Source organism: Petralouisia muris (assembly GCF_004793545.1).
In the GTDB taxonomy this organism is placed as follows: domain Bacteria; phylum Bacillota; class Clostridia; order Lachnospirales; family Lachnospiraceae; genus Petralouisia; species Petralouisia muris.
Window position 1 is genome coordinate 160,901 of sequence record NZ_SRYA01000001.1, and the last position, 17,075, is coordinate 177,975.

Sequence of the window (17,075 nt, forward strand, 5' to 3'; positions counted from 1 at the left end):
ATTTCATCCTTGTTCTGCAGCATTATTCTTTCGCCACAGTTTCCCTGGCAATCTGTTCGATTGCTTTGGTATAGCCTTCCAGCAATTCCATATATTCCTTTCCCTGGCGGGCCAGTTCAAGCCCCTCTTCCTCTGCTGTGTCATATTTAAAATATTGTCCGGTACGGATAATCTGCTCCGCCTGTACCATACTGTTGATTAACAGGTCAAAATGTACATTTTTTTCAATCTTTTCCCTGTTTTTCTTCACCCGCTTCAAAAGCTTCCGATAAGCCCGCTTATCCATATTTCCAGCCTGGCAGAGCTTATCCAGCTGCCGGTATATCTTTTTTCCTTCCCGTGCCAAAAGAATCAGCCCATGAATCTGCTTCGGCGTATCATGGAAATACTCCAGAATTTTCTCCTGCTCTTCTTGGTTAAACGCCGGCTCCAGACTGTCTATGCAGGCCCCGATATCAACTTCTTTTACACACTCTTTATCAATTACCTCTTTTAAGGGCATCAGCGTTGTCCCTTCAATCCTGGCGCCGCCCTCAGTGGCATTGATAAATTCCACTTCATGGCCTCTTTCCCACCATTCGATATACTCCCCGAACCATTTGCGGTATCCGTCCAAATTCGACAATGTAGGCACTTCTTCTTCATAATTCCCAGGAACCATAATAAAATCCTTGGTGTCTTCCTCCGGCATCTCTTCCTTGAAGGTTCCGTCGGCATGAGATTTATTATTGGTATAGGCAAGATCCTGCCCCACAAATATAATTTTCCGAAATCCCAGATGGCACGCCAGAGAAAAAGCAAGAGTGGCTACGGAGCCTCCGGAGGGAAGCCCTTCCAGTTTTTTTCCGTTTATTGCAAACAGCTCTGCGGCGTATCGGAATCCATCGTAGATAAAAAATTTCTTGCCTGTATGATAATCCAGCATTCCTTTGGTGGAATTCAATTTGGCAAGCAGCGGAATTTCTTTTGCTTCCTCCTGCTCCACCAGCTCCACCGGCTTAATTCCATCCAACGTGGCAAACATATCTGGAACAATCCCTGCCTTTACCAACGGCTTTATGGCTGTATCCACCGCTATAATAAACGATTTATTTTTCGCCCTTTTTAATTCATGTATATTCTTGTTCAAAGAAGGGCCGGCAGACACTACGAAAGCCGGAATGTCTGCCGGAATTGTATTTAAAAGCTGAATCGCCTTGTACCCTGTCCGCATATATCTCACATTGCTGTAGAAATTCTCCGCCAGCTTATTGCGGAAAAACATTTTTGTCCCCACTCCTACAAAATAAGAATGGGAATGCTCCTTCATTAGCTTTAAAAAGTTTTCCACCTGCTCCAGACACAATTCCACATAATTGGGCAGTATAAAATATTTCATCAGAGGTACCCGATCCCCCTGCAGCATCGCCCGGATAATTCTTTCCAATCCGTCCTCATTAATGCCCTCTACAATAAGCGCGATGGTGCGTTCTCCGAAAAGCTCTTCTAAATCAACCGAACATAATTGCTTATAAAATACAGAAAAAAGCGGTTCATACAGGAGAACCTGCGCACTTTCATCCGCCGCCTGATTCAGTTCCTTCAAATAATTCAAATTCCCCATACCTAAGATAAATACCGACGCATTGGGCACTATTTTTCCCAGCACGGAAATCTGATTCTTTGGATGGGCCAAAGGGTCACGCCGTCCAGCCAGATACAGCCTTCTTCCTTCTTTTTCCACTGTCAGAATCTCTTCCCCGGTAAAAGCTGTTTCTCCCAGAACAGACATGCCTTCCTTTTCCAGAAGCTCTTCTTTCTTTTCTTCTATTAATTCTGAAATGCCGGGAAAACGCTTTTCCAGAATTTTAAGATTCCTGCTCTTTTGCTTTTCCGACATAAACTTTCTCCTTTTCCCTGAAATACTCTTCTGACAGAAACATTTCCAGATATCCGGCTATGCCCTGCTCTAACGCATCCATCATCAATACATTGTCATGTTCCCGAAGGGCTGTCTCGCAGTCCCTTAAAATATCCGCCAGATTCTGATAGATTCCTTCTTCCAGCCCTGTAATATTTGTAAGAAACCACTGGGCAAATTCCTGTATTTTCGGAACCAGTTCCCTACAGTTTTCGACATATGTATTATTTCTGGAATAGGTGGCGTTAAATCCCAGAAAGCTGATGCTTTCATACAATTCCTTTATCTTCTCTTCCATTGGATTCTTTTCTTCCATCGGTTCCTCTTTTCTTGAAAAAACCAGCCGAAGCTGGTCTTTTTCTTGAATTATATTTTGCGGACATACAACACTCTGCCGCTCTTGATGAAGATTGCAAAACACTATGCAGCCCGCCGTCCAACGCTCTGCGTATAGAAGCAGATTACTGCAACAAGGACAATACACCCTGTGTGGACTGGTTTGCCTGTGCAAGCATAGACTGGCCTGCCTGAGCAAGAATATTGTTCTTGCTGTATTCCACCATCTCAGACGCCATATCTGTATCACGGATACGAGATTCTGCAGACTGGGTATTCTCAGCAACGTTATCCAGGTTGGCTACGGTATGCTCTAATCTGTTCTGTAATGCACCCAAAGCGGAACGCTGTGTAGATACACGGTTAATTGCATTCTGTACTGCATTTAAGGTGGCATTGGCAAGATCATAATCATCTACTTTCGGTGTATCTGCATTAATTACACTTCCAAATCCGCCCACTGTAGTTCCTGTTACTTTTGAATTTGAAAGTAAATCATCCCAAGCGTCACTTGCCGTACCTGCATACATATCTCCCAGCACACTTGTTCCAGATGCATTTGCAGAAGCCATAGTTGAATAAGTTGTCTTTCCCTCTGAAAGCCCATATTTTCCTGTAGAGTCCATATGAACCATTTCGCTCTTGAACTGCGTAACTCCATAACTTCTTACATCATCCAGGAATATGCTCTTATTAGAGGCTGCACTTATCGTTGTATCATACTTATACTCCACTCCCAGATATGCTATGTCATTATATTTAACAGTCTCTGTCCCCTTTGTATAAGAAATGTCACGCAATCCCAATGACTTAGCATCCATTTTATCAATGCTGATGCTGATACTCTGATTTGCATTCGCGCCAACATGAAGCTTTTTGTCTGTAAAAGTTCCGTCCAGCAGTTCCTGTTTGTTGAACTGTGTGGTCTCAGAAATACGATCCAACTCTGCTGTCAAAGCGGTCAGCTCATCATTAATTGCATCACGGTCAATATCCTGGTTGGTGTCATTCGCACCCTGTACAGCCAGTTCATTCATTCTCTGAAGAATGCTGTGCGCTTCATTTAAAGCGCCTTCAGCCGTCTGTATCAAAGAAATACCGTCCTGAGCGTTGGTGGATGCACGGTTTAATCCGCGAACCTGGCTTCTCATTTTCTCAGAAATCTTCAATCCTGCTGCATCATCTGCTGCGCGGTTAATTCTGTAACCGGATGATAATTTCTCAGATGATTTGGACTGTGAGCTTGTTGTAATTCCTAACTGACGGTTAGAGTTCATTGCTGTAAGATTGTGTTGTACTACCATTGCCATAATTTTTTCCTCCTTGTTATATGGGCTTTTCTGCCTGCAAATCCGTTTGCATGCATACTTTTTTTATTTCACCGACTGACTGTCTGCTGAGACAGCCGCCTTTTATAATAAGCAGGAGCCCTAGGTTACCCCCGCATATTACCTATTTCCTTTACGCCGACGCTTAACAGCCGTATTTTGTCTGGAGTCTGCTTTTCGCCTCTGTCTTTCTGGACTTTCTGCGTTCTTCCATCAGAATCGCCTTAATCTTTTCCTTGGCTTCCGGGGACAGTTCCTTGTCTCTGTAATGCTTCACTTCATTTCCCGGCTCCGCCGCCATTCCGAATTTCTCCAGCGCTGCGCTTCTTACCACATTCATTTCTCTCGGTGCGTCTACCAGCACCCGCAGGTTATTGGAACTTCCTCCCGCAAACACCAGCTTGATTTCATCGCCGATCAGCAGGTACTCTCCTGGCTTTACTGTTAATTTCAGCATAATAACCTCCTTGTTTCCTCTGCGCCGCTGAATTAAAATTACTTCCCGCTCAACGGCCGCCCGTCACTTCCTGATGATTTTGCGATGCAACACTTTATATCAAATTGTTGCATGGATCCGAAACCCCTTAGAAACAGCAGGTTTGGAGCGATATATTTTTAGAATCTTTTTTGAAATTTTTTTAAAAGAGAGGTTAAGTATGTTGGAAAAGAGCCGATATTATCTGTGTAAATGGAAAATGCAACAATTTGATATAAATTGTTGCATTTTTCTGTAGTTATAAAATGGATAGGGGAGTTTGGGGGATGGGTCTGTGCCGTGCTGCAAAAAATGGACGACATTGATTCTGGCTATTATAGGCTTATTCCAAGTTTTGTTCCAGAATGGTAAAATTGGAGTATAAAAATAGCAGGAGCATATGAAAATACCCTGCTATTTTTAGTATTGCTTTATGGGGGATGAATTTTTTAGGGGTTTCCCAATGTCAGTGTGTGGGTGCTTACTGCCTTCTGCCATCCCTGCCGGTTTTTTCCTTTGTGAGATTTCATAAAGAATTACCAATTCTGGCAGTAATAGAATTTTATGAGTTCTTTCCATGCCAAGCTACCAAAATAAGGCCAAAAATAATAGAACAAAAATAATAATCCTCCCAATTAACCCAGAATTACGCATAACACAATTAATTCAGGAAATGCAGGATACGTCAGTAATTGATAAGGATTTACTGGCTTCTTAAGCATATAAACTTTTTACTATCCAGTAATGTAGATATTCTATATAATTTTGTAGATTTTTTATTGAAATATATAGAAATATGCATTATAATAACGCCACAGAAAGGAAGTGTTGCCAATGCCCTCGCTACAAGAGCTTCTGCAAAAAGCAGATTTCTATAAACAAAAAATATCCTCTGCCCGTCCATTGGCAAAGGAAGAACTGGAATCCCTGGATAACTATTTTCGCGTCGGGTTTACCTACGCCAGCAATGCCTTAGAAGGGAATACGCTCACCATATCCGAAACAAAGATACTCCTGGAGGATGGCATCACCGTCGGAGGCCGCCCTCTGAAGGACTGCTATGAGGCTGTTGGCCATGGCGCGGCTTACGACTTCATGTTGGGGCTGGCAAGGCAGCCAGATATGTGCATCACAGAAGACTCCATCAAGGAACTGCACCGCCTCTTTTACCAAAAAGTTGATGCAGAGCAGGCCGGCCAGTACCGTTCCATCCAGGTTTACATCTCCGGGACAGAGTATATCCCCCCTGCCCCAGGCGAGGTGCCACAGTTGATGGGGCACCTTACAGACCAAATCCATTCATCCAAACTTTCCTTGCACCCTATTGAACTGGCGGCGATGGCACATAAAAGGCTGGTTGACATCCACCCTTTCATTGACGGGAATGGCAGAGCCGCCCGGCTCCTGATGAACCTTATACTTGTCAATAGCGGCTACGGCGTGGTTTCAATCCCTCCCATCTGGCGGGATGACTATATCAATGCCCTGTCCGCTTCCAGATGTCTAAACGGCATAGAACCATTCTCTAAGCTGATTGCTGAATGTGTGATTGAAACAGAGAGGGATTATTGCCGGCTGCTTAAGCTATGAGGCATAAAAAATGGCTGTGCCAGAAAATGTGTGTAAGTAAGTTATCGGAAAATTCCCTTTGAACTGCTCAGCTTTCCTGTTTCGAAAACCAGTAAGGTCAATGGTCTAAGGCTTTTACAGGATTTTTGGATTTTGACAGAATCAGCATGGCAGCTCAGAGGACTGACACAGTTTAGATGGCAAAGCCTAATTTGACCCATCAGCGCCTGAAATCAAGCATCCCATGAAGGGGCAACGAGTCATGTAAAAAATATAAAACGGAATTAACATCAGCAGACTTTTTTCAAAAATATCATCCAGTGAATATGTCTGCACTTTCATAATCGGCACGTAATACTGAACCGTTCCGCCCGGCGTGACAATCACATATTTCATTTTCTCCGGCGTTTTTTTGTAAGTCCGAAGGTACAAAACCGCAAAATTCGTATCCCTAATCCATTCTTTATCTGTCTCGTCCTGCTGGCTCAAAAAATGCTCGTTGGGTAAAACGGATTTCTTCCTCCCCTGTATATGTTTCCCTAAAATGAAGAATTTCGCTTTTACAATTCAGCAAAAAAAGAGCGTTGACAGGAATATTATATCCTATCTTCCAAGCATCGGCCATCACCGACTTTACAAAACTTCCCATTCCCCAATTGCCAAACAAATGAAATTGTAATAAGCTGAATGACGACAGCGCTTCGCAGGACGCGAAGCACTATTTCCCTGACAGAATGCAGGAGTACAAAAGAAACAGGAGGTTACCTCATGAGCGTCACACAGCCTATTCGGAACATATCTGAAATCGAAAAATTAAAAAACTATTATTATCTGGAAAAACCAAATCTTAGAAATTACGCATTGATTTGTCTTGGAATCAATTCTGCCCTCAGAATCAGCGATTTGCTGGAATTAAACTGGCAGGATGTTTACGATTTTACGAAAAAGCATTTTCTAAAACACATCATGCTTAAGGAACGCAAAACGGGAAAACAGACACGAATTGCACTAAATCAAAACGCTCTGAAGGCATTGCAGCTATACAAAAGCGGCCTGCAGCAGATAAATCCTACGGATTACCTTTTTCCCGGCCGAAACAGAGCCAACCATCTCAGCCGTTCCCAAGCGTTCCGGCTCATCAAAACCGCCGGGCAGGAACTGAATTTTGAAACGGACATAAGCTGCCATTCTCTGCGGAAAACCTTCGGATATCATGCATGGAAATCAGGCGCACAGCCTGCCGTACTGATGAATATCTACAACCATTCCTCTTTTCAGACTACAAAACGGTATCTTGGAATTGAACAGGATGACAGGGATCAGATCTTTCTGGATGTGAATCTATGACATTTTATTTCAGAATACTTATATTCTGCAATTGTACTTTTCAATCGCAGCTTTTATTTTCTCTAATGACGCTAGTTTAGTAATCATGTAAGGGCGAAATCTCCATTGCATCACTCTGTTTTGTGCAATGGATGTATTTCGCTCTGGGAGGTCCGCTAAAACAATGATTCTATTATATGTATAATTACAAAAACTGTCAATCGTTCCTTAGCATGAAAAAACACCTCCAAAGCAGCAGATTTTTATATTTCATCTGCCCACTTTAGAGGTATCCTGTCAGTATGCCGGGCGGTTTTACCACATCTTCCCTATGCTCCTACAACCCCACCGTCCGAACCTGATACCGCTTCATCCATTCATCCACCTGCAGCAGATAAGCCAGCATCTGAGGCCCTGCCATCAGTTGTCCGTACCACGGCTTTCCATAATCGGAAGACTTGCTTAAAAATTCTTCCATTTTTTTTGGGTCTATAAATTGCAGGACGGGGGAATTCCCCTCCAGAATCACTTCCCTTACCATACCTTTCAAAAGTTCCTCATAATGAGGATCATAAGTTTTGGGATAGGGGGATTTCCGCCGAAACAAGATCTCCTCTGGCAGCAGATTTCTTCCGGATTCCCGAAGCAGGCTCTTCACTACTCCGTCTTTGGCCTTCATTTCCCAGGGCACATTCCACACATACTGTACGATCCGAATATCCGCAAAAGGCACGCGGGCTTCTAAGCCGCTGTACATGCTGGTTCTGTCCATACGGTTCAAAAGGGTCTGCATAAACCATTTCAGGTTCAGATAAGCAATCTCCCGTCTTCTTGCTTCTCTGGGACTGTCTTCCTCACACCGGGGCGTCTCTGCGATGGAACGGCAATAACTCTCCTGCACATATTCCTCCATGCGAAGGGCTTCCAGAAATTCATCTGACAAAAGCTCTTTTCTGGGGGATAAATCCATCGTCCAGGGAAACATCTCCGCTTTCATAGATTCTTCTTTGTGGAACCAGGGATAGCCGCCGAAAATCTCATCGGCGCATTCCCCCGTCAGCGTCACCTTATATTTTTTGCTGACCTGGGAACAGAAATACAACATAGAAGAATCCACATCCGCCATTGCAGGTAAATCATGGGCTTTCACAGAATCGTACAGCAGCTCAATCTGATTGCGGTTGTCACACTCCAGAAAGGTATGCGCTGAACCAATATATTCCGCCATTTTTTCCACATAAGGCCTATCTTGGGAGGGCTGGAATGCATTTGCCTTAAAGTTCTTCTGATTATCCACAAAATCAAAAGAAAAGGTTGCCAGCCTTTTACCCTGTTTTTTTAATTCAGCGGCGCAAACTGCAGATACCAGGCTGCTGTCCACCCCGCCCGACAAAAAAGTGCAGATCGGCACATCGGACACCATCTGGCGCCGAATGGAATCCTGCACCAGAAAAGATACCGTCTCCACTGTTTTCTCGTAACTGTCCTGGTGGGGATGGCTGCTTAACTTCCAATAAGTATTCCTCTGCAGTTCCTTTTCTCTGCTGCAAGCCAGATATTCTCCGGGAAGCACCTCCCGAATGCCTTTCAGCACGCCGCAGCCGGGCGTTCTGGCTGGGCCGATTCCGAAAATTTCATTCAGTCCCTGCCGATCAATCTCTGCCTCTACTGCAGGATGAGCCAGAATTCCCTTAAGCTCGGAAGCAAAAATCAGTTCACCGTTCCGCTCTGTATAAAACAGCGGCTTCACTCCCATAGGATCCCGGAACAGATGAAGCGTCTCTTCCCTGGAATCATAGACTGCAAAGGCAAAAATGCCGTTGAGACGCTTGACAAATTCCGGACCGAATTCCATAAATCCCAACAGAATCACTTCTGTATCACAGGAAGTGTCAAAGGTCCACCCCCGTTCAGTCAGCAGACCTCTTAATTCATTCCCATTATACAGTTCTCCGTTATAAACAATCATGCAGGTCCTTCCTGCTGCTGAACGCATCATGGGCTGATGTCCTCCGGCAATATCTATAATCGAAAGCCGGCTGTGGGACAACCCGCAATGCTTTGTCAGGCAAGTACCTGCATCATCCGGTCCTCTGCGCCACAATTCCCGGTGCATCGCATGCAGCAGGGAACGGTAGTGCAGTTCATTCTCTTCATAATTCTTTTCTTTATGATAAAATCCTGCAATTCCACACATACACTTTCACTCCTGATTTTCGCATATAATTCATTATATCGCAGAAACCGGAAAATTATGTCTGTGAAAGTCTGATCTGATTCTGCTGTAACTTATAAAACATGCTTCTGTTACAGCCTAATCCGCTTCCTGTCATTGTTCAGATACGAAGTATGCTCTGTTACAGCTTAATCTGGTTCCTGTCACCATGCAGAATCAAATCTTTATCCGAATTGCTGATTCCCACTAAGCTTCCCTTGCGATCATACTGGGTTAGCAGTTCTGTATTCTTCGCCAGCTGTTTTTCACCGTGATTGGATATAAAATCTGCGATTTCCTGCTGATTGCCCCGCTGGAACATCCGGCGGATTTCCGCCTGGGTATAGATGGATTCCGCTATTTTATCCTCCAAAATCTCAGGAAATTCTTCCTTTTCCACCTCTTCCGGTTCCAGCACCTCCGGCTTGTCGTTCCAGACCCTGTCCCAGACAGTTTTCAGAAAATCCACTGCAATCCTGGCATATTTTTTTACTTCCTCCACCAGAGAACTGCGCTGCTTTTCCCGGACAGATTTCTGATAACCCCGGTCAGAGATTTCCAGTTTTACTCCTGAGGCTTTTGGAGCGCTGCTGCCTGCATCCTCCTGTTCCAGGGCCGCTTCTTTGGATTTCTCAGTTTTTTTCTGCTCATTTTTCTCGTAAATGACCCCTTCTTTGCCCATATTCAGATTAAACCCGGAAGCTTCGGTACTTTCGCGTTTCTGTTGATTTACTTTGGCGTAATCATAATATTTCTGATTGCTAATTTTATCTATCATATGAAACCTCCATGATCTGCTGCCGGATTCTGCAAAGGAACTTCAACCCGTTCCTGATTTTATTTTATAACTGGCCGCCGGATTTTTGCAAAGTGATAATATACACCGGATTCTGCCCCATCATCAGATGATGATTTCCAAGCTGTTTTGCCTTTGCCACAGTTACCTGAACAATTTCTTGCTGTTTTATCTCATATTTTTTCAACAATTCCACTGCTTCCTGCAGCGTTTCTAAAGAAATCACATTCAAAACAACTCGCACTTCGGGAGATTTTTGCCACAAAACCTTCAGAATCTGTTCTAATTTCCCGCTGCTTCCTCCGATAAATGCATGGGTAGGCGCTTCCAGCCCTTCCAAAACCTCCGGCGCCTCTCCTGCAACGATATCTATGTTCCATGCCCGGTGATAATGCTTATTCTTCTCAATCAGTTCCAAAGCCTCCGGATTCTTTTCAATGGCGTACACTTTGCCCCTTACTGCAATTTTAGCGCATTCCGCCGCTATGCTCCCAGTTCCTGCTCCGATATCATACACAACGGAATCCCGGCGCAGCGCCAGCTTGGAAACAGAAATGCTCCGTACCTCTTCCTTTGTCATAGGCACTTTCCCCCGAACAAACAATTCATCGGAAATCCCATGGGATACGGAAGCTTCTTTTGCATCTTCGTGAATCAGCAATACTGCCAGAACGCCTTCTCGTTCAAAATCCAGAAATTGCTCCGGCCCTCCTGTCAAGATCTCTTCTTCCGGATAACTCAGCTGACAGCCCACATACATTTTTACGCTGCCCATTCCGTAACGAAGCAGTTCACTGCTTAATCGGCGCACTCCCTTGTCTCCGTCTGTCAGGGTGAACACCTTCTCATGGGCGCTAAGCATTCCAACGATATTCTGCCGTCTGCCATGATCGCTCATCAGTGTGATATCCTCCCAGGGAATCTGAAGCCTTGAAGCAAAATACTGCACAGAAGAAATTCCGCATAACTGGCGAATTTGATATTGGCGTTTTCCGCTGCTTTCCGGCTGCTCTTTTAATTCCTTGAAAGCGCTGCTTTCCGGCTGCTCTTCTGTAATTCCCGCTTTCTCAAATGCCTGTAGCAGCTTTTTGGCTCCGCTGTAAAATCCCACGTCTCCGGACAGCAATACCACAATCCTTTGATATTGAGGATGCTCCTGAATAAATGCTGCGATTTCTGTTCCAATGTACAGATTTTCCATCGGTTTTCCAAGAGTTCCAACCGTCTTCAGCATCCGCTCTGCCCCGATAATCATATCGGCTTCCCTGCATGCCTGCTGCACTTCACCGGTCATATTGTAAAAGCTTCCCATGCCCATTCCAGCAATGGTGATCTGATATTTATTTATATCGGCTCTTTCTTCCTTTGGATCCACACCGATTCTCTGTAAAATTTCTTCCATAGAACAGCCCTGCTCTCTGGGACGGCGAATCACCACTGTTTTTGCCCCTGCCTGTCTGGCCGCCGCCAGTTTTTCGGGATAGCCGCCTGTCTCTGCTGTTTCCTTTGTCACTAACACAGAAGCATGTATTTCTTTCATTATGGCAAGATTCATCTCTTCGCTGAAAGGTCCCTGCATGCAGATAATCTGCCTGCCCTGCAGGCCAAGGCTGCGGCATTTTTCCACTTCCTGTCCCGCCGGCAGAATTCTTGCATAAATCCGGCTGATATCCTGAATCTTTTCCACATATTCCGGCAACGATTTGCTTCCGGTAGTCAGCAAAATATTTCCGCTGGTCTGATTCAGATAAGCGGCTGCTTCCTCCACGGAATCCACAAACTGTATGTCCTGATTTCCGAAAATATCAGCGCTTTGCTCCCGCAGCAGACGTAATGCCTCTTTGCCCTGATTCCGGCAGGCCGCCGCAATATTTTTGGTCACTTCCTCTGCAAAAGGATGTGTCGCGTCCACAATTGCCTGCCAGTTTTTTTCTCCTGCCATGCGTTCCATTTCTGAAACATCCATCCGCCCTGTGTGTACAGTCAGAAATTCCCTCTCCTGCTGCCCCATCATTTCCTGCCCATACTCGGTGGCGACGCAGACGGTAACGGCAATTTTGTTCTGTATCAGAATTTCTGCCAGCTTTCTTCCTTCGCTTGTTCCTGAAAATATCAGTATTTCTTTTTCCTTCATCATTTTTCCTTCATTATTTGTCAATTACATATCCTCTGGGCGTCACCATATTCCCATTTACTATTTTCGTTGCGGAATTCCCTATAAATACGGTAGAAAACATATCTGTCTGCACCTGCTGCAGCTCCTCTAACGTATACAGGGTTCTGCTCTCTCCCGCACGGCCGATATTGGACACTACAGCGCATACGGTATCTTTGCTTCTGAATGTTCGGAGAATCTCACATGCTTTCTGCAGATAATCCGCCCGTTTTTTGCTGGAGGGATTATAGATACAAATGGAAAAATCTGCACTGGCCGCCGCTTCTAACCGTTTTGCAATCAACTCCCAGGGGGTCATCAAATCACTGAGACTGATTACCGCAAAATCATGCATCAGCGGCGCGCCTGCCAAAGCGCCTCCGCTTAAGGCAGCCGTCACTCCTGGAACAATCTCAACAGACACCTGAGGATATTCTGCGCCAATTTCCAATATCACTCCGCTCATGCCGTAGACTCCGGCGTCTCCGCTGCAAATCATTCCAGTGTCCTTTCCCTCTGCCGCCTGTTCAAAAGCAAGGCGGCACCGTTCCACTTCCCTGCGCATGGGAGTGGTAAGAAATTCCTTATCTGGAAAGTGATCCTTTACTAAATCCACATAAACAGTATAGCCTACAATCACCTGACACTGTTCCAGGGTACGGACTGCCCGCAAAGTCATTTCTTCATAGCTTCCAGGCCCAATGCCTACCACATATAATTTACTCAAATTCAACACTCCATTCTTTCTCTGCCAATGCCAATGTAATTCCGCATTCTGCAGTCTTTTCTAAAATCAGCCTGCCGGCTGTCACTTGATTGTCTTGTGCCAAAGAAAGGTCTGAAAATTCTCCTGCTGCCAGAACAGCCGAACGTTCACACACATTTCCAATGCCCGTAACTCCTTTTACAAATTCTGATTCCGTATATTCCCCCGGCGCCTCCAACAATTTCTCTCTGGAAAACGTAACAAAGGGAAGCTGATATTTCCCGGCAAATTCCAGAATGCCTTTTTCTTCTTGTTTGAGGTCAAGGGAAGCCAGGCAAAGGACGCTTTCCATGGCAAGCTGCTGTTTTTGCAATATTTTTAGCACAAATGCTTCTATTTCTTTCCCCGTCTTTCCCTTTTTGCAGCCTATACCGATGATTAATGCTTTTGGATGCAGATACAGGGTATTCTTCCTGTCCTTGTAACGGTGTATCCCTATATAAATCCGGCTTCTTTCTTCCAATACCCGGTCTTCCTGCAATCTTCCTGCCTCTTCCCGGAATGGGCTTTCCTGCACTGCTCTTTTCCCGGACAGTTTTGCCTGGAATTCGTCCAAATCTTCCCAAATTAATTCTTTGGGAAGGCTCCCGGATACTTTTCTCTCGCAGTAAATTCCTACCTGCGCTCCCGCCAGAATCTCCGCGGAAATCTTCTTTGCCATCCCGCGATCTGTAATTGCCAGCTTCTGCCCGGACGCAAACACATCCACCGCAAACTTCCCATACAAATCCGTTGCCGTCGTAATTACTCCAACGGCAGAAAGTTCCTCTGCCAGAAAAGCAGCCCATCTGTTTCCGCCGCCTACATGTCCGGACAAAACCGGAATCACATATCTGCCCTGCTCATCCAAGACCAGAACCGCTGGATCGGTAAATTTATCCTGCAAAAAAGGGGCAATGGTACGGACTGCAATTCCCACTGCTCCTACAAAAATCAAAAGCTGTTTCCTTTCAAATCCTGCCCGGCACCATTCTTTCAGAGACTGTCCGGGCTTTCTTCCCATTTCAATATGCAGGTTCTGATTGGCTTTTTCCAACTTCTCTCTGATTCTGTATGCAAGCTTTTTTCCATTTTCTGTAAACCAAACAATGGCAGCCTGTGTCTGTTCCATAATTTTCACCATTCCCTTCCAGCCATAAAGACAGGAAAGGCGCTTTCGCTCCCGAAGTACGAATATACGCCTTTTTCACTCTCTGAACCATACTCAGCTTTGGCTGGAAGGCTTCCGAAATTCTGTCTCAAAATCAGGATGATACAAATCACTTCGCCGGTAATGGCTGTGTGTCACCGCATCCCCTACAATCACCAGCGCCGTTTTGGATATTCCCTGGGTTCTGCCTGTTTCTGCCAGGGTTCCCACTGTACAGATGCATGTTTTCTCATCCGGCCAGGTCGCTTTGTACACAAGGGCTGCCGGAGTGCTTTTCTGATATCCGCCGGCAATCAGCCGCTCTGACAATTCTTCCAGCATTCCTGCGCTTAAGAAAATCACCATCGTAGCCTGATGCGCTGCAAATTCTGCGATTTCCTCTTTTTCCGGCACAGGGGTCCTTCCTGCCATTCTGGTAATAATCACACTCTGAGAAACATCCGGCAGCGTATATTCCAGATTCAGCGCTGCGGCTGCTCCGCAAAAGGAACTGACTCCCGGACAGCTCTCATAGGAAATTCCTGCCTGTTCCAGACAATCCATCTGTTCCCGCACCGCCCCATAAATACTGGGATCTCCGGTATGAAGCCGCACAGTCATTTTTCCCATCTTCTCTGCATCCTTCATCACCTGAATCACTTCTTCCAGCGTCATTTCGGCGCTGTTAAATACCTCACAGCCCGGCTTCTTTTCTTCCAACAACATAGGATTTACCAGGGACCCTGCATAAATAATTACATCCGCTTCCTGAATCAGTCGCTGCCCCCGGACTGTAATCAAATCTACTGCTCCGCTTCCTGCTCCTACAAAATAAATCATTTTTCCTGCTCCTTTACAATCAACAGTGAGTAATATCCAGTCTGCTCCGGAATTTCCTGGGCGCCGTGATACACGCGCTCCTTAGGCATTCCGCACCGTTCCACCATAGATACGCGGCTGTCCGGATATTCTGACAGCTTTTCCTTAATGGATTTCAGCTTTTTCCCGGGTTTCATCAGCACCTTTGTGCCTGGCAGATCCATCCCCTCTTCCACTCCATAGGTTGAAGGCAGGATATGAAGCATCTGGGACTGTTCTACAAGCCCCTGGTTCAGTTTTGCGGAAACTGCGCAGAAAGAAGGGATTCCATTGATAATTTCCGTCTCATATCCTGCCTCTGCGGCCAGCTTATGCATATAAATATAAGTGGAATAGATACAGGGATCGCCCAGTGTAAGAAAGCCAATCTGTTTCCCCTGATCCAACGCTTCCTTAATACTGCCGAAAGCCTCCCTGTGGCTATTCGCCAGCTTCTCTTTGTCCTTTGTCATAGGCATTTCCAGTTCCAGGCACTCCTTCTTGGCAATCTCCGGCGCAGCCTGCAAAACAATACGGTAGGCTGCTGTCTCCTCCTTCTGCTTTCCTGGCACTGCAAGTGCGTCACAGGCTCTGATACACTTAAGAGCCTTCAGGGTCAAAAGTTCCGGATCTCCCGGACCTACTCCAATACCATACAATTTTCCTGCCATAAATCTCCTGTTTCTCCTTTTCTTTTTGTATTTTCTATTTGAAAAATCTTTCTTTTCTTTTTGTATTTTCTATTTGAAAAATCTTTCTTTCCTTATCATTCTGCAGCTGCATATTTTCTGTGACGCCAAGGGAGATCATTTAATAATTTTTCCAAGGATCTCTTCTGCATTCTCTGTTCGCCCCAATTCACCGCTGCCATGATTTCTCTTCCCGTATTCACTGGAAAACACAATGGCGCCGCAGCCTATTTTTCCATAACTTCTCCGGTTCAGATGGTATTCTATCCGCTTCATCACCTGTTCCATGGTTTTTTCCAGACATCCCGCTTCTTCCAGCAAACGCACTGCATCATCGGTTGTCAGCGCCTGCATCATCTCCGCCAGCAAAGGCTGTTCCACGCCTGCCACTGCCGCATTTGCTGTCAAAATCTCCATTCTGGCGTCTGCATTCCGGGAATGGGTCTGGAAGATTCCTCCCGCTACTTTGATAAATTTGCCGATATGGGAAACAAACAGCATTCGTTCCACTCCAAGCTCCACTGCCATGTCAATGGTTTCCCCAATAAAATTGCTGCATTTCACAGCTTCTTCCAGAGATATCGGAACATTCTGCTTCAAAAATTCCTGTCCGTAATTGCCAGGCGTTACCACAAGGCTCTTCCTGCCGCTCTGCACCTGCTGATTTAATTCCAAGCGAATGCTGGACACAAGAGCCGCTTCGCTCATCGGTTCCACAATTCCTGTTGTGCCCAGTATGGAAATCCCTCCTTCAATGCCGAGTCTGGGATTAAAAGTGCGTTTGGCCAGTTCTCTTCCCTCTGGCACAGACAATTCCACTTTCAGCCCTTCCGAATAATTCTGTTGTTGGCAAAGCTTTTGCAGCTCTTTCTCTATCATCTGCCGCGGAACAGAATTGATGGCATAACTTCCCGGCGGCTGTTCCAAACCGGGCTTTGTGACAATTCCGACGCCTGTGCCTCCGGTAATATGGATGCCTTGTTCCTTTTGTCTGGATACTTTGGCATAAATCCTGATTCCATTTGTAACATCCGGGTCGTCTCCTGCGTCTTTTTCAATGGCACAGGAGACGACCCCCGGCTCCCGCCGGATATCCAGCGCTTCTAGCTGCAGGCGGATTCCTTTTGGAGTGGCAAGATTCACATAATCTGCCTGCTTGCCTGTCAGCAGCATATATGCGGCTGCTTTTGACGCGGCTGCGGCACAGCTTCCAGTGGTGTATCCGAATCTCAATTTTTGATTATCTATAGTTTTACTGTAATTTTCCAGGCCGGTTTTCCCCTGGGAAACTCCAGGTGATTTGTAATTTGATTCCGTCAATGATTTTATTCCTCCAGTGTAACAGCAGAGCTTGGGCCCTCCTTATGGTAATGATTATACCACTTTATCAAATTTACACAAGTTATTCTTGCAATAATGAAACTAATGTGCTAGAATACTTTAGCGGCGGAAACGATTCTATTTCCGTCTGCCAGAGCATGTTAGCAGTTATGTAAAAATATCCTCTGGAGTATAACTACATAAGACAGTTCG

The 17,075-nt window shown here is 45.4% G+C and carries 15 protein-coding genes; 2 read left to right on the forward strand and 13 right to left on the reverse strand.

Going from position 1 to position 17,075, the window contains the following annotated elements; translation table 11 throughout:
• Positions 1 to 22 precede the first annotated feature (22 nt).
• The 4 genes from E5329_RS00755 to E5329_RS00770 form a co-directional block, all read right to left on the reverse strand.
• Positions 23 to 1,879 carry a motility associated factor glycosyltransferase family protein gene (locus E5329_RS00755; RefSeq protein ID WP_135987669.1) on the reverse strand — a complete coding sequence of 619 codons (1,857 nt, stop codon included), beginning with the start codon at positions 1,877 to 1,879 and terminating at the stop codon, positions 23 to 25.
• The gene (locus E5329_RS00760) at positions 1,848 to 2,216 is read right to left on the reverse strand and encodes a hypothetical protein (RefSeq protein WP_135987670.1); all 369 of its coding nucleotides are present in this window, start codon (positions 2,214 to 2,216) and stop codon (positions 1,848 to 1,850) included. Before E5329_RS00760 ends, E5329_RS00755 begins: the two co-directional genes overlap by 32 nt.
• A 145-nt stretch (positions 2,217 to 2,361) precedes the next feature.
• Positions 2,362 to 3,540 carry a flagellin N-terminal helical domain-containing protein gene (locus tag E5329_RS00765; protein ID WP_135987752.1) on the reverse strand — a complete coding sequence of 393 codons (1,179 nt, stop codon included), beginning with the start codon at positions 3,538 to 3,540 and terminating at the stop codon, positions 2,362 to 2,364.
• Positions 3,541 to 3,709: 169 nt separating this feature from the next.
• On the reverse strand, positions 3,710 to 4,021 hold the full coding sequence (locus E5329_RS00770; RefSeq protein ID WP_135987671.1) for a carbon storage regulator: 312 nt from the start codon (positions 4,019 to 4,021) through the stop codon (positions 3,710 to 3,712).
• A gap of 852 nt (positions 4,022 to 4,873) precedes the next feature.
• On the opposite strand from E5329_RS00770, the gene E5329_RS00775 reads away from it, so the two are divergent.
• Positions 4,874 to 5,629, forward strand: a complete 756-nt coding sequence (locus E5329_RS00775; protein WP_135987672.1) for a Fic family protein — start codon at positions 4,874 to 4,876, stop codon at positions 5,627 to 5,629.
• 186 nt (positions 5,630 to 5,815) lie between these two features.
• On the opposite strand, the gene E5329_RS30315 is transcribed toward E5329_RS00775, so the two are convergent.
• Entirely contained in the window at positions 5,816 to 6,097 is a 282-nt protein-coding gene (locus E5329_RS30315) for a hypothetical protein (RefSeq protein ID WP_275442886.1), read from the reverse strand.
• Between the two features lie 279 nt (positions 6,098 to 6,376).
• Between E5329_RS30315 and E5329_RS00785 the strand changes: the two genes are divergently transcribed.
• Positions 6,377 to 6,955, forward strand: coding sequence for a tyrosine-type recombinase/integrase (locus E5329_RS00785; RefSeq protein ID WP_135987673.1), 579 nt, complete (start codon positions 6,377 to 6,379; stop codon positions 6,953 to 6,955).
• Positions 6,956 to 7,271: 316 nt separating this feature from the next.
• Here E5329_RS00785 and asnB read toward each other — a convergent pair whose 3' ends face one another.
• From asnB to cbiD, 8 genes are all read right to left on the reverse strand, one after another.
• Positions 7,272 to 9,131 (reverse strand): asparagine synthase (glutamine-hydrolyzing), encoded by a 1,860-nt coding sequence (gene asnB, locus E5329_RS00790; RefSeq protein WP_135987674.1) that lies wholly within the window; start codon positions 9,129 to 9,131, stop codon positions 7,272 to 7,274.
• Positions 9,132 to 9,291: 160 nt separating this feature from the next.
• Positions 9,292 to 9,927, reverse strand: coding sequence for a hypothetical protein (locus E5329_RS00795; protein ID WP_135987675.1), 636 nt, complete (start codon positions 9,925 to 9,927; stop codon positions 9,292 to 9,294).
• Positions 9,928 to 9,991: 64 nt separating this feature from the next.
• Complete coding sequence (cobK, locus tag E5329_RS00800; protein ID WP_135987676.1) at positions 9,992 to 12,103, reverse strand: precorrin-6A reductase; 2,112 nt, start codon at positions 12,101 to 12,103, stop codon at positions 9,992 to 9,994.
• Entirely contained in the window at positions 12,093 to 12,827 is a 735-nt protein-coding gene (gene cobJ / locus E5329_RS00805) for a precorrin-3B C(17)-methyltransferase (protein ID WP_135987677.1), read from the reverse strand. The genes cobK and cobJ overlap by 11 nt, the downstream gene beginning before the upstream one ends.
• The gene (locus E5329_RS00810; protein ID WP_168356470.1) at positions 12,820 to 13,977 is read right to left on the reverse strand and encodes a cobalt-precorrin 5A hydrolase; all 1,158 of its coding nucleotides are present in this window, start codon (positions 13,975 to 13,977) and stop codon (positions 12,820 to 12,822) included. Before E5329_RS00810 ends, cobJ begins: the two co-directional genes overlap by 8 nt.
• 93 nt (positions 13,978 to 14,070) lie before the next feature.
• A complete protein-coding gene (gene cobM, locus E5329_RS00815; RefSeq protein ID WP_135987679.1) occupies positions 14,071 to 14,835 on the reverse strand; it encodes a precorrin-4 C(11)-methyltransferase in 765 nt (254 codons plus the stop codon).
• Complete coding sequence (gene cobI / locus E5329_RS00820; RefSeq protein WP_135987680.1) at positions 14,832 to 15,524, reverse strand: precorrin-2 C(20)-methyltransferase; 693 nt, start codon at positions 15,522 to 15,524, stop codon at positions 14,832 to 14,834. The genes cobM and cobI overlap by 4 nt, the downstream gene beginning before the upstream one ends.
• Positions 15,525 to 15,659: 135 nt before the next feature.
• Positions 15,660 to 16,862, reverse strand: a complete 1,203-nt coding sequence (gene cbiD, locus E5329_RS00825; RefSeq protein ID WP_135987681.1) for a cobalt-precorrin-5B (C(1))-methyltransferase CbiD — start codon at positions 16,860 to 16,862, stop codon at positions 15,660 to 15,662.
• Positions 16,863 to 17,075 lie beyond the last annotated feature (213 nt).